General features: G+C 69.8%; 22 protein-coding genes and 1 riboswitch. Of the genes, 17 read left to right on the top strand and 5 right to left on the bottom strand.

From position 1 onward, the window contains the following. Positions 1-12 precede the first annotated feature (12 nt). A riboswitch (TPP riboswitch) is annotated at positions 13-124 on the top strand. The 3 genes from AC3ENX_RS06490 (at position 115) to AC3ENX_RS06480 (ending at position 3,007) form a co-directional block, all read left to right on the top strand. After that, a complete protein-coding gene (locus tag AC3ENX_RS06490) occupies positions 115-750 on the top strand; it encodes an ECF transporter S component (protein WP_434811047.1) in 636 nt (211 codons plus the stop codon). (Overlaps the previous riboswitch by 10 nt.) Before the next feature lie 2 nt (positions 751-752). After that, positions 753-2,216 carry an ABC transporter ATP-binding protein gene (locus AC3ENX_RS06485; protein WP_434811046.1) on the top strand — a complete coding sequence of 488 codons (1,464 nt, stop codon included), beginning with the start codon at positions 753-755 and terminating at the stop codon, positions 2,214-2,216. Next, entirely contained in the window at positions 2,213-3,007 is a 795-nt protein-coding gene (locus AC3ENX_RS06480; protein WP_434811045.1) for an energy-coupling factor transporter transmembrane component T family protein, read from the top strand. Before AC3ENX_RS06485 ends, AC3ENX_RS06480 begins: the two co-directional genes overlap by 4 nt. Positions 3,008-3,201: 194 nt before the next feature. On the opposite strand, the gene AC3ENX_RS06475 is transcribed toward AC3ENX_RS06480, so the two are convergent. Then, positions 3,202-3,927 carry a phosphotransferase gene (locus AC3ENX_RS06475; protein ID WP_434811044.1) on the bottom strand — a complete coding sequence of 242 codons (726 nt, stop codon included), beginning with the start codon at positions 3,925-3,927 and terminating at the stop codon, positions 3,202-3,204. Between the two features lie 180 nt (positions 3,928-4,107). On the opposite strand from AC3ENX_RS06475, the gene AC3ENX_RS06470 reads away from it, so the two are divergent. The 3 genes from AC3ENX_RS06470 to AC3ENX_RS06460 are packed head-to-tail and all read left to right on the top strand — an operon-like array spanning position 4,108 to position 6,504. Then, positions 4,108-4,869 carry an SDR family NAD(P)-dependent oxidoreductase gene (locus AC3ENX_RS06470; protein WP_434811043.1) on the top strand — a complete coding sequence of 254 codons (762 nt, stop codon included), beginning with the start codon at positions 4,108-4,110 and terminating at the stop codon, positions 4,867-4,869. Between the two features lie 7 nt (positions 4,870-4,876). Beyond that, positions 4,877-5,647 (top strand): enoyl-CoA hydratase/isomerase family protein, encoded by a 771-nt coding sequence (locus tag AC3ENX_RS06465; protein WP_434811042.1) that lies wholly within the window; start codon positions 4,877-4,879, stop codon positions 5,645-5,647. A gap of 26 nt (positions 5,648-5,673) precedes the next feature. Next, positions 5,674-6,504 carry an SDR family oxidoreductase gene (locus AC3ENX_RS06460; protein WP_434811041.1) on the top strand — a complete coding sequence of 277 codons (831 nt, stop codon included), beginning with the start codon at positions 5,674-5,676 and terminating at the stop codon, positions 6,502-6,504. Here AC3ENX_RS06460 and AC3ENX_RS06455 read toward each other — a convergent pair whose 3' ends face one another. Next, positions 6,505-7,071 (bottom strand): dihydrofolate reductase family protein, encoded by a 567-nt coding sequence (locus AC3ENX_RS06455; protein WP_434811040.1) that lies wholly within the window; start codon positions 7,069-7,071, stop codon positions 6,505-6,507. A gap of 75 nt (positions 7,072-7,146) precedes the next feature. On the opposite strand from AC3ENX_RS06455, the gene AC3ENX_RS06450 reads away from it, so the two are divergent. Further along, on the top strand, positions 7,147-7,716 hold the full coding sequence (locus AC3ENX_RS06450) for a TetR/AcrR family transcriptional regulator (RefSeq protein WP_434811039.1): 570 nt from the start codon (positions 7,147-7,149) through the stop codon (positions 7,714-7,716). A 6-nt stretch (positions 7,717-7,722) separates the two neighbouring features. On the opposite strand, the gene AC3ENX_RS06445 is transcribed toward AC3ENX_RS06450, so the two are convergent. Further along, positions 7,723-8,553, bottom strand: a complete 831-nt coding sequence (locus AC3ENX_RS06445; RefSeq protein WP_434811038.1) for a hypothetical protein — start codon at positions 8,551-8,553, stop codon at positions 7,723-7,725. Between the two features lie 24 nt (positions 8,554-8,577). Next, positions 8,578-9,453 carry a Cof-type HAD-IIB family hydrolase gene (locus AC3ENX_RS06440; protein ID WP_434811037.1) on the bottom strand — a complete coding sequence of 292 codons (876 nt, stop codon included), beginning with the start codon at positions 9,451-9,453 and terminating at the stop codon, positions 8,578-8,580. Positions 9,454-9,604: 151 nt separating this feature from the next. On the opposite strand from AC3ENX_RS06440, the gene rlmN reads away from it, so the two are divergent. The 3 genes from rlmN to AC3ENX_RS06425 are packed head-to-tail and all read left to right on the top strand — an operon-like array spanning position 9,605 to position 12,433. Then, entirely contained in the window at positions 9,605-10,888 is a 1,284-nt protein-coding gene (gene rlmN / locus AC3ENX_RS06435; protein WP_434811036.1) for a dual-specificity RNA methyltransferase RlmN, read from the top strand. 39 nt (positions 10,889-10,927) lie between these two features. After that, the gene (locus AC3ENX_RS06430) at positions 10,928-11,941 is read left to right on the top strand and encodes an aldo/keto reductase family protein (RefSeq protein ID WP_434811035.1); all 1,014 of its coding nucleotides are present in this window, start codon (positions 10,928-10,930) and stop codon (positions 11,939-11,941) included. A gap of 12 nt (positions 11,942-11,953) precedes the next feature. After that, on the top strand, positions 11,954-12,433 hold the full coding sequence (locus tag AC3ENX_RS06425) for an NUDIX hydrolase (protein ID WP_434811034.1): 480 nt from the start codon (positions 11,954-11,956) through the stop codon (positions 12,431-12,433). A 9-nt stretch (positions 12,434-12,442) separates the two neighbouring features. Here the strand turns inward: AC3ENX_RS06425 and AC3ENX_RS06420 are convergent, their stop codons facing one another. Continuing rightward, positions 12,443-12,970, bottom strand: coding sequence for a ribonuclease H family protein (locus tag AC3ENX_RS06420; RefSeq protein WP_434811033.1), 528 nt, complete (start codon positions 12,968-12,970; stop codon positions 12,443-12,445). A 101-nt stretch (positions 12,971-13,071) separates the two neighbouring features. On the opposite strand from AC3ENX_RS06420, the gene AC3ENX_RS06415 reads away from it, so the two are divergent. The 7 genes from AC3ENX_RS06415 to pulA all read left to right on the top strand — a co-directional run bounded on the left by AC3ENX_RS06415 (position 13,072) and on the right by pulA (position 25,326). Next, the gene (locus tag AC3ENX_RS06415; RefSeq protein WP_434811032.1) at positions 13,072-13,443 is read left to right on the top strand and encodes a VOC family protein; all 372 of its coding nucleotides are present in this window, start codon (positions 13,072-13,074) and stop codon (positions 13,441-13,443) included. A 101-nt stretch (positions 13,444-13,544) separates the two neighbouring features. Further along, positions 13,545-14,174, top strand: a complete 630-nt coding sequence (locus tag AC3ENX_RS06410) for a GntR family transcriptional regulator (RefSeq protein WP_434811145.1) — start codon at positions 13,545-13,547, stop codon at positions 14,172-14,174. Continuing rightward, the gene (locus tag AC3ENX_RS06405) at positions 14,171-15,697 is read left to right on the top strand and encodes an MmgE/PrpD family protein (RefSeq protein WP_434811031.1); all 1,527 of its coding nucleotides are present in this window, start codon (positions 14,171-14,173) and stop codon (positions 15,695-15,697) included. The genes AC3ENX_RS06410 and AC3ENX_RS06405 overlap by 4 nt, the downstream gene beginning before the upstream one ends. Beyond that, entirely contained in the window at positions 15,697-16,596 is a 900-nt protein-coding gene (prpB, locus tag AC3ENX_RS06400; RefSeq protein WP_434811030.1) for a methylisocitrate lyase, read from the top strand. Before AC3ENX_RS06405 ends, prpB begins: the two co-directional genes overlap by 1 nt. 16 nt (positions 16,597-16,612) lie before the next feature. Then, positions 16,613-17,794, top strand: a complete 1,182-nt coding sequence (locus AC3ENX_RS06395; protein ID WP_434811029.1) for a bifunctional 2-methylcitrate synthase/citrate synthase — start codon at positions 16,613-16,615, stop codon at positions 17,792-17,794. Between the two features lie 3 nt (positions 17,795-17,797). Further along, positions 17,798-18,970, top strand: coding sequence for a thiolase family protein (locus AC3ENX_RS06390; RefSeq protein WP_434811028.1), 1,173 nt, complete (start codon positions 17,798-17,800; stop codon positions 18,968-18,970). A 155-nt stretch (positions 18,971-19,125) separates the two neighbouring features. Further along, entirely contained in the window at positions 19,126-25,326 is a 6,201-nt protein-coding gene (pulA, locus tag AC3ENX_RS06385; RefSeq protein WP_434811027.1) for a pullulanase-type alpha-1,6-glucosidase, read from the top strand. The last annotated feature ends 35 nt before the right edge of the window (positions 25,327-25,361 follow it).

The raw sequence follows: 25,361 nt of genomic DNA, 5'->3' as shown, positions 1-25,361 counted from the left end.
CGCTATACTCGACGCGACAACCACGGGAGTCCGGTGAGCCGGGCTGAGAGGAAGCGAACCACGCTTCGACCGTCGAACCTGATCCGGGTCATGCCGGCGCAGGGAGGAGTAGATATGCACGCGTCCGCGTCGTCCACCACCGTCCGTTCTGCCACCGCGAATCGCTTCGCGTGGCGCCCCGTCGACATCATCGTCGCGAGCGTCCTGGGTGTCGCGATCGGTCTGGTCTTCTCGGGCTGGAACACCGTCGGGTACGCCTGGTGGGGTGCGATGGATGCACTCACCCCGGGCCTCGGCGGCGTCGCGCTCGGCATCTGGCTGCTCGGCGGCGTCGTGGGCGGGCTCGTGATCCGCAAGCCCGGCGCGGCGCTGTTCGTCGAGCTCGTCGCGGCGACCGTCTCAGCGCTGCTCGGCAACCAGTGGGGCGTCGGCACGATCATGTCGGGCCTGGCGCAGGGGCTCGGCGCCGAACTGGTCTTCCTCGCCTTCTTCTACCGTCGCTTCACGCTGCCGGTCTCGATCCTCGCCGGTGTCGGCGCGGCACTCGGCGCAGTGGTGCTCGAGCTGTTCTACGGAACGACGCCGAACATCCTCAAGACCCTCGAATACAACCTCATCTACCTCGGCGTCGCGGTCGCCTCGGGCATCGTGCTCGCCGGCATCGTCGGCTGGCTGCTGGTTCGGGCGCTGGCGGCGACCGGCGCGCTGAGTCGCTTCGCCGCCGGACGCGAAGCCCGCACCGAGGTCTGAGCGTGCACCGTCCGACACGTGTCACGGCGTCGGGCTGGGGGTGGCGCTACGCCGGCCGGCGCGCCGCGGCCGTGACCGATGTGACCTTCACGATCGAGCCGGGTGAGCGTGTGCTGCTGCTCGGCGCCTCGGGTGCGGGCAAGTCGACGCTGCTCGCCGGTCTCGCAGGCCTGCTCGGCGGCGCCGACGAGGGGGAGACCACCGGCGAGATCCGCCTGGACGGCCAGGCGCCCGATGCCTGCCGCGGGCAGGTGGGCCTCGTGCTGCAAGACCCAGACGCCGGCGTCGTGCTGTCCACGGTCGGCGACGACGTCGCGTTCGGCTGCGAGAACTTGGGCGTCCCGCCGAGCGAGATCCCGAGCCGCGTCGCTGCCGCCCTCGACGCCGTCGGTCTTGACGTACCCCGCGATCGCCCGACGAAGCACCTCTCCGGCGGGCAGAAGCAGCGGCTCGCGATCGCCGGCATCCTCGCGATGCAGCCGGGACTTCTGCTGCTCGACGAGCCGACGGCGAACCTCGATCCGGCCGGTGTCGGCGAAGTCCGGCGCGCGGTCGAACGGGCAGTCGCCGGTCGAGGTGCGACCCTGATCGTGATCGAGCACCGCACCGACGTGTGGGTCGACCTCATGGACCGGGTCATCGTGCTGGATGCCGAGGGCGGACTGCTCGCGGACGGCCCGCCCGCCGAGGTCTTCACCTCGCACGGCGTCGCACTCGCCGCCGCGGGTGTGTGGGTGCCCGGTCGCGCCATCGACCTTCCGGCATTGCCGCGGGGTGGCGGTGGCAGCGATGTGCTCCGGGCGCGCGGGCTCGCCGTCTCGCGCGACGGGCGCAATGCGGTGCAGACTCGCCTCGGCCTGGCGGTGCCGAGCGGGGCCGCCACGGTCATCACCGGCGTGAACGGCAGTGGAAAGTCGACGCTCGCGCTGACGCTCGCCGGGCTGCTGCCGGAGCTTCGCGGCGTCGTCGAGGCCGCGCCGGCGCTCGCCGGTCGCAAGGGTCGTCGCCCGGCGAAGTGGACCTCACGCGAGCTCCTCAGTCGGATCGGCGTGGTCTTCCAAGACCCCGAGCACCAATTCCTGGCCAAGACGGTGCGCGACGAGCTCGCCGTCGGCCCGCGCGCTGCGGGCTTCGACTTGGCGCGGATGGCGATCGTTGACGAGCTGCTCGAGCGCCTGCACCTGGCACCATTGGCGCGCGCGAATCCGTTCACCCTCTCGGGGGGCCAGAAGCGGCGGCTGTCGGTAGGGACGGCGCTCGCGACGGCGCCGCCGGTCCTCGTCCTCGACGAGCCCACCTTCGGGCAGGACCGTCGCGGGTGGATCGAACTCGTGCAGCTGCTGCAGGAGCAGATCGCCGGCGGCGGCACGGTGATCGCCGTCACGCACGACGCCGACGTGGAGAGTCATCTGGGCGGCCACCGCATCGAGCTGTCGCTGCCGCACGCCGGGGAGGTCGCAGCATGAGCGTGCTGCAGCGCACCGAGCCGGCCGTCACCCGCACCGCGTGGCTCGACGGCGTGAACCCCGCCACCAGACTGCTGCTGGCCGTGCTGCTGTCGCTGCCGCTGTTCGCCTCGATCGACGTGGTCAGCGGCATCCTCGCGGTCGTGCTCCAACTGCTGTGCCTGCCGCTGACGGGCCTGCGCCTGTCGACGGTGCTGCGACGACTCCTGCCCGTGCTGCTGGTCGCACCGATCGCCGGGATGAGCGTGCTGCTGTACGGCAAGCCCGGCGGCGAGGTGTACTGGACGTTCGGGCTGGCTACGATCAGCGACGCCTCGATCGCGACTGCGGTGGCCGTCGGCATCCGGGTGCTCGCCCTCGCGGTGCCGACCGTGCTGCTGTTTGGTCGCGTCGACCCGAACGAGCTCGCGGCAGCGTTGGCGCAGATCGTGCGCCTGCCCACGAACTTCGTGTTGGGGGTGCTCGCCGGCACCCGCACGCTCGGGCTGTTCGTCGACGACTGGCGGTCGATGACCCTCGCACGTCGCGCGCGTGGCGTGGGCGATCGCGGCGCGCTGCGCAGGTTTTTCTCGATGGCGTTCGTGCTGCTGGTGTTCGCCGTGCGTCGCGGCACGAAACTGTCGATGGCGATGGAGGCCCGCGGGTTCGGGGCGCCGGGGGAGCGTACCTGGCTTCGCCGGTCACGGCTCACGTCGCGCGACGCCGTCGCCGTCGTCGGCGCGCTCGCGATCGTCGCCGTGGCCCTCGGTACCGCCGTCGCCGTCGGGTTGTTCCGCTTCGTCTGGTCCTGACGCCGCCGTCCCTGGAGCCGCCGTCCCCGGAGCCGCCGTCCCTGGAGTCGCCGTCCCTGGAGCCGCGGTCCCTGAAAAGGGGGACGCGTATCGTCGCTTCGAGCGCGCCGCGACGACAACATGCGTCCCCTTTTCCGCCAGCTCGTGCCGATGCCGCGGCAGCGGATCGTCGTCGTCGAACATCTGCGGGTAGCTCATGTCGCGTTCCAGAGGTCGCGGTAGAAGGAGAGGCGCTCCCGATCGGGCTCGACGCCGTATGCGGCGATGAGCTCGTCCTCCCAGCCGGGGCCGTAGTTCCACTCGGTGCTCATCGACGCGACCGCGATGTCGGCCCAGCGGTCGGCGACGCCCAACGCGCCGAGGTCGACGTGGGCGGACCACCGGCCGTCGTCGCCGACCAGCGTGTTGGGGCAGCACGCATCCCCGTGGCAAACGACGAGGCGGTCGATCGGCGGCGTCTCGTGCCGGCGCACGTCGACACGGATGCCGCGGGCTGCCGCGTTCCGGATGCGACCCGGTACGCCCCAATCGAACGGGCAGTCCGCGACGGGGAGCGCATCGTGCAGCGCCCGCAGCCCTTCGCCGACCGCGCGCACCGCGACGGCGGGCTCGGCGATCCAGCGCGGATCCACCGCAGAGCGTCCGTCGAGGGTCGCTGTCACGAGCCATTCGTGGGTCGCGTCGGCACCAGCATCCAGCACCTGCGGCACCCGTGTGAACCGGCCCGCCCACCGCAGCCGTTCCGCCTCGTCGGCCATCGAGGTCTCGGTGTTGCGGGGTCCGTATTTGATGTGCCGGCCGTCGTCGGCGCGAAAGGTCACGCCGCCGAGCTCGTTGCGCCACACCGGCGTGAGCGCCGCGCCGCCGGCGAGCGCCCGCACCGTCGCCGGGACGTCGAGATCGGCCGCCGGAATGCTCATGCGAGCGCCCGGAACCCATCGTCGGGGGCGGGCTCGTTGTACACGCGTCGCAGCCGGAGATCCATCCCGAACAGTCTGCCGCGCGCGAGCGGCCGCCGGTAGCCTGGACGCGTCCCGGTTCGCGACTGGCACGCAGTGCCGCGTATGGTGGGACGCAGGACCAGTTCGAAGGAGAACGCAATGGACATCGCAGGAGCGTCCGCCCTCGTCACGGGCGGTGCCAGCGGCCTGGGTCTCGCCACCGCGCGACGGCTCGCGGATGCCGGTGCGCACGTCGTGATCGTCGACCTGCCGACCTCGGCCGGCGCCGACATCGCCGCCGAGCTCGGCGGCACGTTCGCGCCCGCAGACGTGACCGACGCTGACCAGGTCGCCGCCGCCGTGCAGGCAGCCACCGCGGCCGGTCCGCTGCGTGTCGTCGTCAACTGCGCCGGCATCGCCCCGCCCGCAAAGGTGCTCGACCGTGACGGCACCCCGTCGCCGCTCGCCGGGTTCGAGAAGATCATCCGCATCAACCTCATCGGCACCTACAACGTCATCGCACAGGCCTCCGCCGCCATCGCGCAGACCGAGCCGACGGCATCCGGCGACCGCGGTGTCATCATCAACACCGCCTCCGTCGCCGCGTTCGACGGACAGATCGGCCAGCCCGCCTACTCGGCCAGCAAGGGTGGCGTGCACGCCATGACACTGCCGATCGCCCGCGAACTGGCCCGCTACGGCATCCGCGTCTGCACGATCGCCCCCGGCATCATGGAGACCCCCATGCTCGCGGGGCTCCCCGAAGCGGCGCAGGCCTCCCTCGGCGAGCAGGTGCCCTACCCGGCACGCCTCGGCCGCCCCGACGAGTACGCGTCGCTGGCCCTGCACATCATCGACAACGGCTACCTCAACGGCGAGACGATCCGCATGGACGGCGCAATCCGCATGGCCCCGAAGTAAGGAACCCATGAGCGACACGATCCTGCTGCAGCGCGACGGCGCCCTCGCGCGGCTCACCTTCAACCGTCCCGCGTTCCTGAACGCGATGGACTTCGAGATGGGCACCCGCTGGCGCGACCTCGCGCACGAGCTGACCGCCGACCCTTCCGTCGGAGCGATCATCCTGGATGCCGCGGGCCCCGCGTTCTGCGCCGGCGGCGACGTCGTCGCGATGGCCTCGTCGGGTGCCGGTGGCGACGCGATCACCGAGATGGCGCACACGATCCACGACGGCATCCGCACGTTCGTCACCTCCGACAAGCCGATCGTCGCGGCCGTGCAGGGCGCGGTCGCCGGCGGTGGCCTCGGGCTCATGCTCGCCGCCGACTACATCGTCGCCGCGCCGCAGGCGAAGTTCGTCAGCAAGTACGCCAACATCGGCCTCACCCCCGACCTCGGCGTCTCGACCCTGCTGCCCGCCGCAATCGGGGAGCGCCGTGCGCTGCGGATGCTGCTGCAAGACGTCACGATCGACGCCGACACCGCGCTGGACTGGGGGCTCGTCAACGAGGTCTCCGACGACCCCGCCGCGCGCACCGCAGAGGTCGCCGCGTTCTGGCTCGAGAACGCGACCGCCGCATTCGGGCAGGCCAAGCGCCTCGTCCGCACCGGCGCCGAACGCTCCTTCGCCGACAACCTCGCCGACGAGGCGCGCACGATCGGCGCCGCCTTCGGCACCGACGCGTCGAAGGTGCGCGTCGCCGCTTTCGCCGCGGCATCCCGCAAGTCCGCCCGCTGACCCCCTACGTCCAACCTGGAGGCACCATGTCCCTCGCCGGCAAGACCATCCTGATGTCGGGCGGCAGCCGCGGCATCGGCCTCGCGATCGCCCTGCGCGCCGCGCGCGACGGCGCCAACGTCGCGCTGCTCGCCAAGACCGACACCCCGCACCCGAAGCTCGAGGGCACCGTGCAGTCCGCGGCCGAGCAGATCCGCGCGGCCGGTGGTCAGGCGCTGCCGATCGTCGGCGACGTGCGCAACGACGACGACATCACCGAGGCCGTGCTGACGACCCAGGGTGAGTTCGGTGGCATCGACATCGTCGTCAACAACGCCTCCGTCATCGACCTGTCGGGTTCGCTCGACCTCGCCGCGAAGAAGTACGACCTCATGCAGGACGTCAACGTGCGTGGCACGTTCATGCTCTCGCGGGCTGCCGCGCCGATCCTGAAGGATGCCGAGAACCCCCACATCCTCTCCCTCTCGCCGCCGTTGAACCTCTCGCCGAAGTGGCTCGGTGCGCACACCGGCTACACGATGGCGAAGTACGGCATGTCGATGGCGACGCTCGGCATGGCCGCCGAATTCGCGAAGGACGGCATCGCGGCCAACACGCTGTGGCCGGCGACGACCATCGCGACCGCCGCCGTGCAGTTCGCGCTCGGCGGCGACCGGATGATGAAGGTCAGCCGCACGCCCGAGATCTACGCCGACGCCGCCTACCAGGTGCTGCTGCAGCCGGCCGCGTCGTACACCGGCCAGACGCTCATCGTCGAGGACGTGCTGGCGGCCTCCGGCGTCACCGACTTCTCGGGCTACGCCGCGACCCCGGGCACCCCCGACAACGAGCTGTACCCCGACATCTTTTTGGACTGATCACCCGCGCGCGTACTCGCTGATCACGACACCCGACTCGAACGTGCGGGTGCGCTCGTGCGCGAACGGCACGACCCGATAGGGGTGGTGACCGAACAGCGGGATGCCGGTGCCGAACGCCATCGGGTTGCGCTTGATGACGAGTTCGTCGATTTCGTCGATGAGCTGACCGGCGAGATCGCCACCGCCCGCCAGGTAGATGTCGAGGCCGTCCTCCGCCTTCAGTGCCCGCACGGTCGTGAGGGGATCGTCGGTGAGCTCGATCTCGTCGGGCACGTCGCGCGCGGAACGGCTCGCGATCACCTGGCGCAGATGTGCGTAGGGGCTGGGGAAGCCGGCATCCAGGCCCGGCAGATAGGTGTTCCAGCCCATGACGACGGTGTCGAACCGCTGCGGGGTGTCGGGCAGCCCGACCGCCTTTCGGAACTCGCTCGGGATGGCGTCGCCGAACTCCCCGAACAGCACCGTGGCGTGGTCGCCCTCGGCGAGGAACGCGTCGAACTGGTGCCCGGGGCCGGCGATGAAGCCGTCGAGGCTGACGGCGACGTAGTAGACGAGCTTTCGCATGGACTCTCCCATTCACGACAGATGTAGTGGTTCTTGAGAGTACAACATGTGTCGTGGTTATGCCATGGTGGCGGTATGGCGAAGAACGACGACCGGCGTACCGCGCTCGCCGATGCCGGGCTGCGGGTGCTCGCGACCGAGGGTGCTCGCGGGCTCACCCACCGGGCAGTGGATGCCGCGGCCGACGTCCCGAAGGGCACGGCGTCGAACTACTTCGCCTCACGCGATGCGCTGATCGACGCCCTCGTCACGCGTATCGGTGAGCGGCTGACGCCCGATCCCGCCGTGCACGCCGCCCTCGCCGAGCGTTCGCCAGACCGCGCCCTGTTCGCCGACTACACCCGCGACATCGTGCGCCGACTGCTCGCGGCGCCCGACGTCACGCTCGCGCTCATCGAACTGCGGCTCGAAGCAGCCCGCCGCCCCGCCGTCGCCGAGCGACTGGGCGCGTGGTTCCGGGCCGGTTTCGCCGCCGACGTCGCCTTCAATGCCGCGGCCGGGCTGCCCGGCGGGGCCGACGAGATCGCTCTGCTCCACTACGCGATCGACGGTCTCGTGCTCGATGCCCTGACCGTGCGCATCGACCCGGACCGCGACATCGAGGCGGCCGCCGACGCCCTCGTCGAACGACTCCTGCCGCGCTGAAGGCGCCTACTGCACGATCGGCGCCCGGATGACGTACACCGACGCGTCGCCGGTCCACCAGAAGCCGAGCCGTTCGTCGACGGTCATGCCCTCGGGTCGTTCGGCTTCGGGGATGAGCTCATACGGCAGTGTCGCGACGAGGGCGCTCTCACCGCGCAGCACCGCGACGACGCACCGCCCGCGCGCATCGCCGTCGCGTTCGATGACGATGCACTGCTCCGGCTGCAGGGCGCCGTCGGCATCCGCAATCCACACGTTCCAGCCGTACAGCGTCGCGAGGTGTCGGGCGACCCTGATCTCGCCGCTCGTCGGAAATCTCGGCACGAGCGCACCGTCCGCAACGTCGACGTCTTGCCAGCCGTGTTCGACGGGTATGCGCTGCAGCACCTCGCCGCCGGAGTGGGCGAGACTGTAGGCCTCGCGCGTCGTGGTCTCGGTGAGCGTGCCGGATGCCGTGTCGACGAGTCTCAGCACGAAGAACCCGATGGCGACCGCGAGGACGACGGCGACGATCGCAGTCCACACGGCACGGCGACGACGCTTCGGCGAGGACCGCAGCGGAGACGGGGCGGAAGCGGCCTGCGCGTCGACGGATTCGGTGGGCTTGGGCTCGGGCTCCGGTACGGGTGGCGGTTCAGCGAAGACCTCCGGCGGTTCAGTGAAGTCGGCCGCGGGTCGCGCAAGCGTCCGCGCAGCCGCGGCGACGGCTTCGCGCTCCCGGTGGGCCATCTCTTCGAGCGCACGCAGGCGCGCGACATCGGCCGCGGTCAGCGCCGCGTCGTCGGCGTAGGCACGGCGGCGAAGCTCGTCGAGCTCAGCCTGCTCCGCGGCGTGCATGGCGCCACGGTACCGCCCGCGCGCTCAGCCGTCGATGAGGCCGAGGCGCACGAAAGCGTTCCAGACGCCGTCGTCGAGGACGGCCGTCGTGACCATGTCGGCGCGCTCCCGCAGCGCAGGGTCGGCCTGCCCCATCGCGACCGATGTGCCCACGACGTCGAACATCTCGCGGTCGTTCCAGCTGTCGCCGATGCCGATCGTGTCGGCGGCGTCGGCCCCCAGGTGGGTGAGCATCCCGCGAATGCCACTGCCCTTGTCGGTGCCGAGCACACTGATCTCGCCGTTGGAGCCGCCGGGGAGCGGCATGCTTCCGGGGATCACGAGGTAACGGTCGCCGAGGTCGCGCTGGGCGATGTCGAGGCTGTCGGAGGCGGTGCTGATGAAGACGGCTTTCGCGACGGCGTCGAGGTCGGCCTCCTCGACGGGCCGGTACTTCGCGTCGAGCACGGCGACCGCGACGTCGTCGGTGATGCCGAGCTTCTGCATGTCGGCGGCGTGCTGCGCACGGCGATGGGCCAAGAAGTCGGCGGCGAACGCGCGGATGCCCGCGCTGGCGAACACGGCCTCGTGCGTCTGCAAGAAGTAGTGCAGGCCGTGCTGCCCGAAGTAGGCGACCAGATGCTCGGCGGCATCCCTCGGCATGGGTTTCGACACGACGAGGTCGTCGCCGTCGGTCGCGAACGCCCCGCCGTTGGTGATCGCGCCGTCGACGCCGATCGCCCGCACGTCGGGGTGGATGTCGCCGTCGGCGCGCCCCGTGCACAGATACACGCGGTGCCCCGCCGCGCGGGCCGAGCGGATGGCCGCCACGGTCGAAGGCGCGATGACCGAGCCGTGCTCGAGGATCGTCCCGTCGACGTCGATGAACACGATGCGCTGCGCGAATGCCGGTGAACTCACGCATCCATCCTCCCCCGCCGCGGCTGTGCGCTGACCGGCCAAGAGAGGACGCGTGCTGTCGCATCAGGCACGGCGACACGGCAACACGCGTCCCGTATTCGCCGCGCCGCGGCTCGGCATCCGCCCAGCGGTGGGGCTCTACCCTGGATGCATGACCGAATCCACTCCCGTGCGCGCCACCAAGCCGCGCCAGGCGCGCCCCGCCACGGCGCCCGCGGCCTCGAGCGCGCCGCAGGTGCGCCCTCGGACTGAGGGGTGGACGCAGGCGAAGGATGCCGAGGGGCGTCCGCTGCTGCAATTCGCGAGCCCGAAGCGCGGCAAGCCGCCGGTGCACCTGGCCGACCTGACGTCGGAACAGCGCGTCGAGAAGGTGAAGGAGCTCGGGATGCCGGGGTTCCGCGCCAAGCAGCTCGAGAAGCACTGGTTCACGCACTACACCGACGACCCGGCCACGATGACCGACCTGCCCGCCGCCGGTCGTGAGGAGCTCGTTGCGGGCCTGCTGCCGCCGCTGCTCACCGAGGTGCGGCGCCTGGAGACCGACCGCGGCGACACGATCAAGTTCCTGTGGAAGCTGCACGACGGCGCGCTCGTCGAGTCGGTGCTCATGCGCTACACGGGCCGCATCACACTGTGCGTGTCGAGCCAGGCCGGCTGCGGCATGAACTGTCCGTTCTGCGCCACCGGCCAGGCGGGCCTCACCCGCAACATGTCGGCCGCCGAGATCGTCGCGCAGGTCATCGCCGCCAACCGCCTCATCCGCGACGGCGGCTTGAAGGATCCGCGCAAGGTCGGTCACGCCGATGAGCGCGTCACGAACATCGTGTTCATGGGCATGGGTGAGCCGCTCGCGAACTACGCCCGCCTCATGCAGGCCGTCCGCGTCATGGTCGACAAGGACCACGGCATCGGCATGAGCGCGCGCGGCATCACGGTCTCGACGGTGGGTCTCGTGCCGGCGATCCGCAAGCTCGCCGACGAAGAGATCCCGGTGACGTTCGCGCTGTCGCTGCATGCACCCGACGACACGCTGCGCGACGAGCTCATTCCGGTGAACTCGCGCTGGAAGGTCGACGAGGCGCTCGATGCCGCCCGTGCGTACTTCGACAAGACCGGCCGCCGGGTGTCGATCGAGTACGCCCTCATCAAAGACATGAACGACCACGCCTGGCGCGCCGACCTGCTCGCAGACAAGCTCAATGCGCGCGGCCGTGGCTGGGTGCACGTCAACCCGATTCCGCTGAACCCGACACCGGGGTCGATCTGGACGGCCTCCGAGGTCGACGTGCAGAACGAGTTCGTCCGCAGGCTCAACGACGCCGGCATCCCGACGACCCTCCGCGACACCCGCGGCAAAGAGATCGACGGCGCCTGCGGCCAGCTCGTGGCGACCGAAGAGGATGCCGCCGCCGCGACCGCGATGCCTCTTCCCTGAGGCGGCCCCGGGTCGTTCGCCCGCCGGTAGCGTTGAGACATGGTCAACTATCGCTACCTCGGCAACAGCGGCTTCAAGGTCTCGGAGATCACCTACGGCAACTGGGTGACCCACGCGTCGCAGGTCGACGACTCGGCCGCGATCGCGACCGTGCACAAGGCGCTCGACCTCGGCATCACGACCTTCGACACCGCCGACACGTACGCGAACACGGCGGCTGAGGTCGTGCTCGGCAAGGCCCTCGACGGGCAGCCGCGCGAATCGCTCGAGATCTTCACGAAGGTCTACTGGCCGATCGGTCGCAAGGGTCCGAACGACGTGGGACTGAGCCGCAAGCACATCTTCGACGGCATCCACGGGTCGCTCAAGCGGCTGAACGTCGACTACGTCGACCTGTACCAGGCGCACCGCTACGACTACGAGACCCCGATCGAAGAGACGATGCAGGCGTTCGCCGACATCGTGCGACAGGGCAAGGCGCTCTACATCGGTGTGAGCGAGTGGACCGCCGAGCAGCTGCGCGAGGGCCACGCGCTCGCCAAGGAGCTCGGCGTGCAGCTCGTGTCGAACCAGCCCCAGTACTCGGCCCTGTGGCGGGTCATCGAGGGCACCGTCGTGCCCACCTCGCAGGCGCTCGGCATTTCACAGATCGTGTGGTCGCCGATGGCGCAGGGCGTGCTCAGCGGCAAGTACCTGCCCGGTCAGCCCGTGCCTGCGGGCTCGCGCGCGACCGACGACAAGAGCGGCGCGAACTTCATCAAGCGCTTCATGGAAGACGACGTGCTCACGGCCGTGCAGAAGCTCACGCCGATCGCCGCTGAGGCCGGGCTCTCGATGCCGCAGCTCGCGATCGCCTGGGTGCTGCAGAACCCGAACGTCGCTGCCGCGCTCGTCGGCGCCTCGCGCCCCGAGCAGCTCGAAGACAACGTGAAGGCCTCCGGCGTCGTGCTCGACGCCGACACGATGGCCGCGATCGATGCAGCCCTGTCGCCGGTGGCGGTCACCGACCCGCAAGAGACCTACAAGGTCTCGCCGGCGGCGCGTCCCGCCTGAGCCGGTGATGTCATGGGGGTGACGAGCGCCGGCATCCTGCTGTTCCGTCTTGCGGACGGCAACGTCGAGGTGCTCGTCGCCCACATGGGCGGCCCGTTCTGGGCGTCGAAGGATGCCGGGGCGTGGTCGATCCCGAAGGGCGAGCTCGACGCTGACGACGAGGGCGCACTGGATGCCGCCAAGCGAGAGTTCACCGAAGAACTCGGCCTCACGCCGCCCGATGTCGACTACGCCGAGCTCGGCACGTTCGCCTACTCGTCGGGCAAGCGGGTGACGGTCTTCGTCGCCGATGGCGCCGGGTTCACGGTCGACGGGGCCACGTTCGGCGAGTTCGAGATGGAGTGGCCGCCGCGCTCTGGCACGCGACAGTCGTTCCCCGAGGTCGACCGCGTCGAATGGATGCCGCTCGCCGACGCCCGCGAATGCCTCGTCGCCGGCCAACGTCCAGCCCTGGATCGCCTCGCCGAGCACCTCGACGCAGTGACCGGCTGAGGCTCCGCGTCAGCGCTTCTTCGACGGTGCCGCGGAGACGTCGAGCACGGGATGGGTGCCGCCCAGCGACGACCAGGCGCTCTCCTTACCGGCCGCGGCGTGCTCGGAGGCGCGGACGGCGCGCTCGTCGGCCCACTCGTTGAGCACGTGGCCACGGTGACCGCGGACGTGCTCGAGCACGACATCCGGCATCCCCGCCTCGCGGCGGGCGTCGCGCACCTCGATGAGCTGCTCGAGGATCTCGCGGTTCTTCGTGGGGGAGCCGGTCGAGGTCTTCCAGCCGCGGCGACGGTGCCCGTCCATCCACGACTGGTAGGTGTCGATCGCGTACTTCGAGTCGGCCTGCACGATCAGTTCTTCGACGTCGCGGTGGTCGTCGATCGCGTGCAGCAGTCCGAGCAGTTCGCCGATGTTGTTCGTGCCGCTCGGCAGCGAACCCGCCGCCCACTGGCCGTCTTCGCCGACCCAGGCCCAGCCGGCCGGCCCGGGGTTGCCCTTGCAGGCGCCGTCAGTTGCCACGACATAGCGATCCGTCACCCTCCGACGCTACCCGCTCGACGGGCACCATTCATCGCCGTCCCCGTTGTGCGTGTCGGAGGGGAGGGTGAGACTGGGCGCACAACCGGAAGGAGCGCACCATGGCGCACGGAGACATCACCCACATCGACATCCCGGTCAGCGACTTCGGACGCGCGACGGAGTTCTATTCGAGCCTGTTCGGGTGGCAGATCGCCGAGATCCCCGGCTTCGAGGGCTACCCGATGTGGCAGGCCCCAAACAAGATCTCCGGCGGCGGGCTCGCACCCCGCAGCGACGGCTTCACCCACCCGCGCTCGTACGTCGAGGTCGACTCGATCGACGACACCGTCGCGAAGGCCACGGCGGCCGGTGCCGAGGTGCTGATGGAGAAGTCGCCGATCACCGAGACGAGTTGGTGGGCGGTCATCAGCGACCACGACGGCAATCCGATCGGGCTGTACGAGGGGACGACCGACCCCGAGGGCGCCTGACGCGCTTGTATACCAAAGAGGGGTAGCCCCGCACTCGGTCGCACTAGAACGCGCTTTATGTATACAATAGGCGCGTTCGAGGGCGACGAGGAGGTGCGATGATGAGAGCCGGTGACCGCGCCTACACCACCCTCCTCGATGAGATCCAGTCCGGCGCACTCGCACCCGGCACAGTGCTCGGCGAGGTCGAGCAGTCGACCCGCCTCGGTGTCAGCCGCACGCCGCTGCGCGAAGCGCTCGGCCGCCTCGCCGCCGACGGCCTCGTCGCACAGGCATCCCCGCGCGTCACGGTCGTGACCGACATTGACGCAGGCGACATCCGCGAACTGTTCGAGGTGCGCCGGGCCCTCGAAGAGTCCGCCGCGCGCCTGGCCGCCGCCCGCGGGGACGACACGGTGTTCGCCGCGCTCGCCGCGGAGTTCGCAGGGATCGCGCCGGGTGAGGATGCCGACGGCTACTACGCACTCATCGCCCGCTTCGATGCGGCGCTCGACGCCGCCGTCGCGAACGACTACCTCACCCAGGCGCTGCGCAACGTCCGCACCCACCTCGTGCGGGTGCGCCGTCTCGCGCGCGACAACCCCGACCGGCTCGCGGCATCCGTCGGCGAGCACCGCGTCATCGCATCCGCGATCGCCGCCCGCGACGCAGACCTCGCCGCCCACGCCACCCACGTCCATCTGCACAACGCTCTGACGAGCATCCTCGACTCCCTGGAGGCCTCCGCATGACCGTCACCCACCACGTCCGCGTGTACCGCAGCGAAGAAGAGCTCGCCCGTGAGGACCAGCTCGCCTACAAGATCGCCCAGGTCGCCATCGACCCGGTCGCGGTCGACGCCGACGTCGTCGACATGATCATCAACCGCATCATCGACAACGCGTCGGTCGCGGCGGCATCCCTCACCCGCGCACCCGTCAGCGCCGCGCGCTCGCAGGCGCTCGACCACCCCGTCTCCCGTGGAGGTGCCGGTGCGACCGTCTACGGCGTCGACAACGCCGAGACCACCAGCCCCGAATGGGCCGCCTGGGCCAACGGCGTCGCGGTGCGCGAACTCGACTACCACGACACGTTCCTGGCCGCGGAGTACTCCCACCCCGCCGACAACGTGCCGCCGATCCTCGCGGTCGCCCAGCACACCGGTGCCGACGGCGCCGCGCTCGTGCGCGGACTCGCGACCGGCTGGGAGATCCAGATCGACCTCGTGCGTGCCATCTGCCTGCACAAGCACAAGATCGACCATGTCGCCCACCTCGGCCCGTCGGCCGCTGCCGGCATCGGCACACTCCTCGGTCTCGACGTCGACACGATCTACCAGGCCGTCGGTCAGGCCCTGCACACCACGACCGCGACCCGCCAGTCGCGCAAGGGCGAGATCTCCACCTGGAAGGCGCACGCCCCCGCCTTCGCCGGCAAGATGGCCGTCGAAGCCGTCGACCGTGCCATGCGCGGCGAGACCTCGCCGAGCCCCATCTACGAAGGCGAAGACGGCGTCATCGCCTGGATGCTCGACGGCAAGGATGCCTCGTACGACGTGCCGCTGCCGGCGGCGGGGGAGTCCAAGCGCGGCATCCTCGACTCGTACACGAAGGAGCACTCCGCCGAGTACCAGGCGCAGGCGTGGATCGACCTGGCCCGCAAGCTGCACGGTGAGCGGCCCGAGCTGGCAGACCCCGCGAACATCGAGAAGATCGTGCTGCACACCAGCCACCACACCCACTACGTGATCGGCTCGGGCGCGAACGACCCGCAGAAGTACGACCCGACCGCCTCGCGCGAGACGCTCGACCACTCGATCCCGTACATCTTCGCCGTCGCGCTGCAGGACGGCGGCTGGCACCACGTCGACTCGTACACCCCCGAGCGCGCCGGCCGCGAAGACACCGTCGCGCTGTGGCACAAGGTGACCACGGCAGAGGATGCCGAGTGGACGCGCCGCTACCACTCCGAAGACCCGAACGAGAAGGCCTTCGGCGGTCGCGTCGAGATCTCACTGACCGACGGTTCGACGGTCGTCGACGAGATCGCCGTCGCCGACGCCCACCCGCTCGGTGCCCGTCCCTTCGCCCGCGAGGACTACATCCGCAAGTTCCGGCTACTCGCCGATTCCGTGCTCGAGCCGGCCGAGATCGAGCGGTTCCTCGAACTCGTCCAGCGCCTGCCCGAACTGACCGCCGCCGAGGTGCGTGAGCTGAACATCGTCGCGAAGGCGGGTGTGCTGGCATCCGCCCCCGCCCCGAAGGGCCTGTTCTGATGCTGTACAGCCAGACCCCGGCGGCCGAGAAGCGGCGCCTGTTCCGCGAGCGGCTCGCCTCGGGTGAGCTGCTGCGGTTTCCCGGCGCGTTCAACCCGCTGTCGGCGCGGCTCATCGAACGCAAGGGCTTCGAGGGCGTCTACATCTCGGGTGCCGTGCTGTCGGCCGACCTGGGGCTGCCCGACATCGGCCTCACCACCCTCACCGAGGTCGCTGGCCGCGGGCAGCAGATCGCGCGCATGACCGAGCTGCCGGCGATCATCGACGCCGACACCGGGTTCGGCGAGCCGATGAACGTCGCCCGTACGATCCAGACCCTCGAAGACGCGGGCCTTGCCGGCACGCACATCGAGGACCAGGTCAACCCGAAGCGGTGCGGGCACCTCGACGGCAAGGCCGTCGTCGACGAAGACACCGCCGTCAAGCGCATCCGCGCCGCCGTCGACGCCCGCCGCGACCCGAACTTCCTGATCATGGCGCGCACCGACATCCGTGCGGCAGAGGGTATGGATGCCGCAGTCGACCGCGCGAAGGCGCTCGTCGACGCGGGGGCCGACGCCGTCTTTCCCGAGGCGATGCGCACCCTCGAAGAGTTCGAGGCGATGGCATCCGCCCTCGACGTGCCGATCCTGGCGAACATGACCGAGTTCGGCAAGAGCGACCTGTTCTCCACCTCCCAACTGCGCGATGCGGGCGTGAACATCGTCATCTGGCCGGTGTCGATGCTGCGGATCGCGATGGGTGCGACCGGGCGTGCGCTCGATACGCTGACCGAAGAGGGGCACCTGACCTCGCAGCTGGACCAGATGCAGCACCGTGCCGACCTGTACGACCTCATCGACTACGAGGACTACAACCACTTCGACACGAACGTCTTCAACTTCCACATCTCCCGGTGACGCGAAGGAGCACACCATGACCGACATCAAGAAGGGCCTCGCCGGGGTCATCGCCGACGAGACCGCCATCTCTAAGGTCAACCCCGAGACCAACTCGCTGCTGTACCGCGGCTACCCGGTGCAGGAGCTCGCCGCGACGCAGTCGTTCGAGGCGGTCGCCTACCTGCTGTGGCACGGCGAACTGCCCATGGCCGATCAGCTCGGCGAACTGCGCGCGATCGAACGTGCGAACCGGGCGCTGTCGGAGTCGGTCGTCGCGCTCATCGACGCGCTCCCGGTCGACGCGCACCCGATGGACGAGGCGCGCACGGTTGTGAGTGCCATCGGCGCGACCGAGACCGCCGGCATCCTCAACGTGCTCGATGCTGCAGGCACCCACGCCGAGAATCTCGACCGCAGCATGCGGCTGTTCGCGGTGCTGCCGGCGATCGTCGCGTACGGCCAGCGTCGTCGCCGCGGCGAGGCGATGATCGAGCCGCGCGAAGACCTCGATTACGCCGCGAACTTCCTCTGGATGACCTTCGGCGAAGAGCCCGATCCGGTCGTCGTCGACGCGTTCAACCGCTCGATGATCCTGTACGCCGAGCACTCGTTCAATGCGTCGACGTTCACCGCGCGCGTCATCACGTCGACCCTCAGCGACCTGTACTCCGCGGTCGTCGGTGCGATCGGCGCCCTGAAGGGGCCGCTGCACGGCGGTGCCAACGAGGCCGTGCTGCACATCTTCGACGAGATCGGATCCGCCGAGAACGTCGTGCCCTGGCTCGACGAGGCGCTCGCCGCCAAGCGCAAGATCATGGGCTTCGGCCACCGCGTGTACAAGAAGGGCGACTCGCGCGTGCCGACGATGAAGAAGGCCCTCGACACGCTCGTCGAGCACTACGACCGGCCCGAGGTCGCCGCCCTCTACGACACCCTCGAGTCAGAGTTCGTGCAGCGCAAGGGCATCTACCCGAACCTCGACTACCCCTCGGGTCCGGCGTACAACCTCATCGGGTTCGACACGCTCACCTTCACGCCGCTGTTCATCGCGGCGCGCGTGACCGGCTGGACGGCGCACGTCATGGAGCAGCAGGCATCGAACGCGCTCATCCGCCCGCTGTCGGCCTACAACGGTCCCGACGAGCGTCACATCGACGGCTACGAGCCGGATGCCGCCGATCTTGAGGCGCTCGAGCGCGCCGAAGAGGCGGGCTGAGCCATGCTCCGCACCGCCGTCATCGTCGACGCGGTCCGGACCCCGTCGGGGCGCGGCAAGCCCGGCGGCGCGCTGAGTGAGGTGCACCCGGTCGACCTCGCGGCGTACACGCTGCGGGCCGTCCTCGAGCGCAACGGGCTCGAGTCCGATCAGATCGACGACGTGCTGCTGGGCTGCGTCAGCCAGGTCGGCGAGCAGACGTTCAACATCGCGCGGCAGGCGGTGCTGGCTGCGGGGTTCGACGAGTCGGTTCCCGGTACGACGATCGACCGGCAGTGCGGGTCGAGCCAGCAGGCCGCGCACTTCGCTGCCCAGGGCGTGATCGCGGGGCAGTACGACATCGTCATCGCGGGCGGCGTCGAGTCGATGAGTCGCGTGCCGCTGGGTGTTTCGGCATCCGTCGCGGGGTCGCCCTTCTCGGAGGCGATGCTGGAGCGCTACCCCGAGGGGCTCGTGAATCAGGGAGTCTCGGCCGAGCTGATCGCGCAGCGGTGGGGCTTCGACCGTGAGACCCTCGACGCATTCGCCGCGCAGTCGCACGCCCGCGCTGCGACAGCCCAGGATGCCGGCGCGTTCGCCCGCGAACTCCTGCCGATGGCCGGCGTGGAGGCCGACGAGACCGTCCGCGCGGGCACGACGGCTGAGAAGCTCGCGGGCCTTCCGGCGTCGTTCCGCACCGATGCGATGGCCGCGCGGTTCCCCGATCTCGATTGGCGGATCACGCCCGGCAACTCGTCGCCGCTGACTGACGGCGCATCGGCGGTGCTCATCATGAGCGAGGAGAAGGCGAACGAACTGGGCCTCACCCCGCGGGCTCGATTTCACGCCTTCTCGGTCGTCGGCGATGATCCGCTGCTCATGCTGACGGGGCCGATCCCGGCGACCCGCCGCATCTTGGAGCGCAGCGGCCTGTCGATCGACGATCTCGACGCCTACGAGGTGAACGAGGCGTTCGCGCCGGTGCCGCTCGCGTGGGCGGCGGAGGTCGGCGCCGATCTCGCGAAGCTGAACCCGTGGGGTGGGGCCATCGCGCTCGGTCACGCGCTCGGCTCATCGGGCACGAGGCTCCTCGGCACCCTGTTGTCGTACATGGAGGCGACCGGCGGCCGGTACGGCCTGCAGGCGATGTGCGAGGGCGGCGGCATGGCCAACGCCACGATCATCGAACGTCTCTGACCTCGCCCGCGGGGTCGTTCGCGGCCACGCTCCGGTCGCGCGGTGAGATTTCGCTCATCCATCGTTGCAAGCGGTTGCGCAGTCGGGCTCGAACCCGCTAACGTCTGCGGTACCCCGGGCACATTGCTGTGCCGTCACACATCCCAGGAGCGCTCGTGTCACAGCCGACCCCCGCCCCCTTCCGCCGCGCAGCTGCCGCGGCGGTCTCAGCCACGCTCGTCGTCTCGGGTGGCATCGCCCTCGCGGCGACGCCGGTGGCTGCCGCCGATCACACCTATGCGATCGTCGGCAGCCTGCAGGACGAGCTCGGCTGCTCTGACGACTGGCAGCCCGAGTGCGCCGCGACCGAACTGGTCGAGACGGAGACGGCGGGCGTCTTCGCGGCAGAGTTCGAGGTGCCCGCAGGCACCTACGAGTACAAGGTCGCGCTCGACGACACCTGGGACGTCTCCTACGGCCTCGACGGCGGCGGCGACAACATCCCGCTGACGGTCGCCGGCGACGCGACGCTGCGCTTCGTCTTCGATTCCGCGACGAACCGCGTCGGACTCGAAGCGATCGACCTGGCCGGCGGCTACGAGGACGCCGATGCCGCGCTCCTGGCGGACCCGGTGCGCCAGGCCGGCGACGGCGAGCAGTTCTACTTCGTCATGACCGACCGCTTCGCCAACGGCGACACGTCGAACGACGAGGGCGGCCTCACCGGCGACCGCCTCGCGACCGGCTTCGACCCCACAGACAAGGGCTTCTTCAACGGTGGTGACCTGGCCGGTCTCCGCGAGAACCTCGACTACATCGAAGGTCTCGGCACGACCGCCATCTGGCTGACCCCGAGCTTCAAGAACAAGCCCGTGCAGGGCACCGGAGCCGACGCCAGCGCCGGCTACCACGGCTACTGGGTGACCGACTTCACGCAGATCGACCCGCACCTGGGCACGAACGCCGAACTCGAGGCGCTCATCGCCGACGCCCACGACCGTGGCATCAAGGTCTACTTCGACATCATCACCAACCACACCGCCGACGTCATCTCGTACGAAGAGGGCGAGTACGCCTACATCGACCAGGCGACGTCTCCGTACACCGATGCCGACGGCACCGCGTTCGACCCGAGTGACTACGCAGGCACGGGAGACTTCCCCGCGCTCGACGCCGCGACCTCGTTCCCGTACACGCCCCAGGTCGACGAGAGCGAAGCCGACGTCAAGGTGCCGGCGTGGCTCAACGACGTCACGCTGTACCACAACCGCGGTGACTCGACCTACAGCGGTGAGTCCACCACCTACGGCGACTTCTCGGGCCTCGATGACCTGATGACCGAGCACCCCGACGTCGTCAGCGGGTTCGTCGACGTGTACCAGGACTGGATCGACCTCGGCATCGACGGCTTCCGCATCGACACCGCCAAGCACGTGAACTTCGAGTTCTGGCAGGAGTGGTCCACCGAGGTGCTCGACTACGCGCACGCCGCGGGCAAGCCCGACTTCTTCATGTTCGGCGAGGTCTACGACGCCGACCCGGCGCTGCTGTCGCCGTATGTACGCAAGACCGACATGAGCTCGGTGCTCGACTTCGCGTTCCAGTCGGCGGCGACGAGCTTCGCCAAGGGCGGCAAGTCGACCGTGCTGCAGAACCTGTTCGCAGGCGACGACCGCTACACGACGCCCGACTCGTCGGCGACCGCCCTGCCGACCTTCCTCGGCAACCACGATATGGGCCGCATCGGCTATTACCTGAAGGATGCCGACAACGCCGAGGCGCGCGACCTCCTGGCCCACGAGCTCATGTTCCTCACCCGCGGCCAGCCGGTCGTCTACTACGGCGACGAGCAGGGCTTCACCGGCGTTTCGCCCGGCAACGACAAGAGCGCCCGCCAGACGCTGTTCGCCAGCCAGGTCGAGGAGTACCAGAACCAGACGCTCATTGATGGCGAGACCGTCGGCTCTGTCGACCGGTTCGACACAGACACGGCGATCTACACCCGCATCGCCGAGCTGTCGCAGTTGCGCGAGCAGCATCCCGCGCTCGTTGACGGCGCGCAGATCGAACGCCTCGCGGGCGACGGCGTGTACGCCTTCTCACGGGTCGACCGCGACGAGCAGGTCGAGTACCTCGTCGCGCTCAACAACACCGACAGCGAGCAGACGGTCGACGTCACGACGCTGACGGCCGACGCCTCGTTCAGCCCTGTCTACGGCGGCGGCGCTGCGACCGAGTCCGGTGCGGATGCCATCGCCTCCGTCACCGTGCCCGCACTGGGTGCGGTCGTGCTGCGGGCCGACGCGACCGTCACGGCGCCCGAGACCGCGGCCGAGCTGGCCGTGACCGTGCCCGAGGCAGGTGCCGGGCTCAGCGGTTCGGTGGCCGTCGCCGCGACCGCCGACCAGGCCTGGCGCGAGACCAGCTTCTCTTGGCGCGTCGTCGGCGACGACGAGTGGACGCCGCTGGGCACTGCCGAAGACACCGAGCCGCGCGTCTTCCACGACGTCGACGGCCTGGCCGCCGGAACGCTCATCGAGTACCGAGCCGTGTCGACGGATGCTGCGGGCAACCGCTCTGCCGCCTCGACCTACGCATCGGTCGGCAACCGCGTCGCAGTGGCTGCCGAGGCCGAAGAGCCGGAAGAGCCCGAAGAGGTCACGAACTACGACGCCGTCAGCATTCCCGGCAGCCTCAACTCCGAGATGGGCTGCGCCGGAGACTGGGCGCCCGATTGCGACCAGGCGCAGATGACCCTCGTCGACGGCATCTGGACCCTCACGGTCGACCTGCCCGCGGGCGACTACGAATACAAGGTCGCCACCGAGCGCAGCTGGGACGAGAACTACGGCGCCGGCGGCGTCGCGGGCGGTTCGAACATCGCGCTCAGCCACGAGGGCGGCCCCATCACGTTCTACTTCGACCCGCGCACCAAGCTCGTGCAGTCGACCGCAGACGGCCCCATCGTGACCCTGCCCGGTTCGTTCCAGGCATCGCTCGGCTGTGCCGGCGACTGGGCGCCCGACTGCCTGCGCAGTCTCATGTTCGACGGTGACGGTGACGGCGTCTACGAGTTTTCGACCAGCAGCATCCCGACCGGCTCCTACGAGCTGAAGGTCGCGCACGGACTCAGCTGGACCGAGAACTACGGTCAGGACGGTGCGCGTGACGGCGTGAACATCGCGTTCAGCGCCACCGAGGGCGAGCGTGTCGTGTTCCGCTACACCCTCGAGACCCACGTGCTCGAGATCGAGGTCGCCGACCCGCCGCTGGAGGGTATCGGCGAGTCGCGCGCGCACTGGATCGACGCAGACACCATCGCCTGGCCCGCCGACCTCGGCGAGGGCACGGCGTGGCAGCTGTACGGCTCGCAGGCGGCCGAACTGGCGATCGCCGACGGCGATGTCGCGGGCGGCGAGCCGGTCGAGCTGACCGTCGTCGACGGCGGTCTGAGCGACGAGCAGAAGGAGCGCTTCCCGGCGCTGGCGTCGTACACGGCGCTGCGCGTCGACGGGCTCGACCGTGCCGCCGTCGCGGAACTGCTGCGCGGCCAGCTGATGGTCGCCCAGCGCGCCGACGACGGTTCGCTCACCGCCTTCACGGGCGTGCAGGTGCCGGGGGTGCTCGACGACCTCTACGCCGACGCCGTCGCCGACACCGACCTCGGTGTCACGTTCAAGGGCAACAAGCCCACCTTCCGCCTGTGGGCCCCGACCGCGCAGCAGGCGACCCTGCTCACGTGGGACGCCGGTTCGGAGGGCGACCCGCAGCGCCACGAAGCCGCCTTCGATGCCGCATCGGGTGTGTGGGCTGTCGCGGGCAAGAACGCGCTGAAGGGCGACGAGTACCGCTGGGAGGTCGTCGTATACGCGCCGTCGACCGGTGCGATCGAGACGAACGAGGTCACCGACCCGTACTCGCTGGGTCTCACCGAGAACTCGGTGCGCTCGGTCGCGATCGACCTCGACGACAAGGCGTGGCAGCCGGAGCAGTGGCGCAAGACCGAGTCGCCCGAGGTGGCCCGTCCGGTTGACCGTGCGATCTACGAGCTCAACATCCGCGACTTCTCGATCACCGACGAGACGGTGCCCGAGGAAGAGCGCGGCACGTACCTGGCCTTTACGCGCGACAGCGCCGGAACCGAGCAGCTGCGCGAGCTGGTGGATGCCGGCATCAACACGGTGCACCTGCTTCCCTCGTTCGACATCGCGACGATCGAAGAGAACCGCGCCGCGCAGGCGACCCCCGACTGCGACCTGGCCTCGATGGCGCCCGACAGCGACCAGCAGCAGGCGTGCGTCGAAGCAGTCGTGGATGCCGACGGCTTCAACTGGGGCTACGACCCGTACCACTTCTCGACCCCCGAGGGCTCGTACGCGACCGACCCCGAGGGCGGGGCGCGCGTGGGCGAGTTCCGCTCGATGGTGGGTGCACTGCACGACATGGGCCTCCAGGTCGTGCTCGACCAGGTCTTCAACCACACGGCGCAGTCCGGTCAGGGTGAGAAGTCGGTGCTCGACCAGATCGTGCCCGGCTACTACCACCGCCTCAACGCCGCCGGCGCCGTCGAGACCTCGACGTGCTGCGAGAACGTGGCGACCGAGCACAAGGTGGCTGAGAAGCTCATGGTCGACTCCGTGGTCACGTGGGCACGCGACTACAAGGTCGACGGTTTCCGGTTCGACCTCATGGGGCACCACTCGAAGGAGAACATGCTCGCCGTCCGCGAGGCGCTCGACGAGCTGACGCTCAAGAAGGACGGCGTCGACGGTTCGCAGATCTACCTGTACGGCGAGGGCTGGGACTTCGGCGAGGTCGCCGGCGGCGCTCTGTTCGAGCAGGCGACGCAGGGCAACCTCGGCGGCACCGGCATCGGCACCTTCAGCGACCGGCTGCGCGACGCCGTGCACGGCGGCAGCCCGGTCGACAGCGGGTCGACGTTCGTACAGGGCTTCGGCACCGGCCGCGGCACCGACCCCAACGGCGACCCGATCAACGGCACGGCCGAAGAGGCGCTCGAGGCGCTCGGTCACCAGACCGATCTGGTCAAGCTGGGTCTTGCCGGCAACCTCAGCGGGTTCTCGCTGACCGATCACACCGGCGCCGAGAAGACGGGCGCAGAGCTCGACTACAACGGCCAGTCGGCCGGCTACGCCGATCAGCCTGACGAGGTCATCACCTACGTCGACGCGCACGACAACGAGACGCTGTACGACCTGTCGGTGCTCAAGCTTCCGCGCGAGACCTCGATGGCCGACCGTGTGCGCATGAACACGCTGTCGCTGGCGACCGCGACCCTGTCGCAGACCCCGTCGTTCTGGCACGCGGGCACCGAGCTGCTTCGCTCGAAGTCGCTCGACCGCAACAGCTACAACTCGGGAGACTGGTTCAACCGCATCGACTGGACCGGGCAGGAGTCGACCTTCGGGTCGGGTCTGCCGCGCGAGGCCGACAACGGCGAGAAGTGGTCGATCATGCAGCCGCTGCTGGCCGACCCGGCGCTGAAGCCCGCGGCATCCGACATCGCCACGGCCGAGGCGCAGGCCCTCGACCTGCTGCGCGTGCGCTCCGAGGTGGGGCTGCTGCGTCTGGGATCGGCCGACCTCATCGGTCAGAAGGTGTCGTTCCCGAACAGCGGCACCGACGCCACCCCGGGTGTCATCGTGATGCAGATCGACGACACCGTAGGTGTCGATGTGGATGCCGAACTCGACGGCGCACTCGTGGTCTTCAACGCGTCGCCCGAGGCGACGACGCAGCAGATCGACGCGCTCGCCGGTCGCGAGTTCGCCCTCACCCCGGCGCTCGCCGGTGGCAGCGACGACGTCGTGCGCGAGACCGAGTGGGCGACCGCTTCGGGCACGATCACGGTGCCCGCGCGGACCGTCGCGGTGCTCGTCGAGAAGGATGCCGACGGCTCCAGCGACGGCGGCGATGGTGATGGCGACGGCGACGGCGACGGTTCTGGCGACGGCGACGGCGCGTGGGCGTCGATCGACGTCGGCTCGGGTGTCGTCGAGCAGGGCGGCACGCTTCAGGTGACCGTCTCCGGTCTCACGCCCGGCCAGCAGATCGCGGCGACGCTGTACAGCGACCCGATCGTCGTCACCGGCATCCCCGCCGCAGACGCCGACGGTCGTGTGACGTTCGCGATCGACATCCCCGACGACTTCGAAGTCGGCGATCACACCCTCATCGTGCGCACGGCCGGCGAATCGCCGCTCAGCGCCGCGGTCGAGGTCGTCGAGGCGGGCAGCCTCGCCTCGACGGGTGGCTCGTTCCCGGTCGGCTTCGTCGTCGTCATCGGCGCCGCACTGGTCGCGTTCGGCCTCGTCACGCAGTTCCGCCGCCGACCCCGGGTCGACGCGGCGGCTTGAACCCCTTGCCGGGTCGCGGGTGTGTCGTCCCCGTG

This window comes from Microbacterium sp. bgisy189 (genome assembly GCF_057707225.1).
This window is presented reverse-complemented; position numbering and strand designations above follow the sequence as displayed.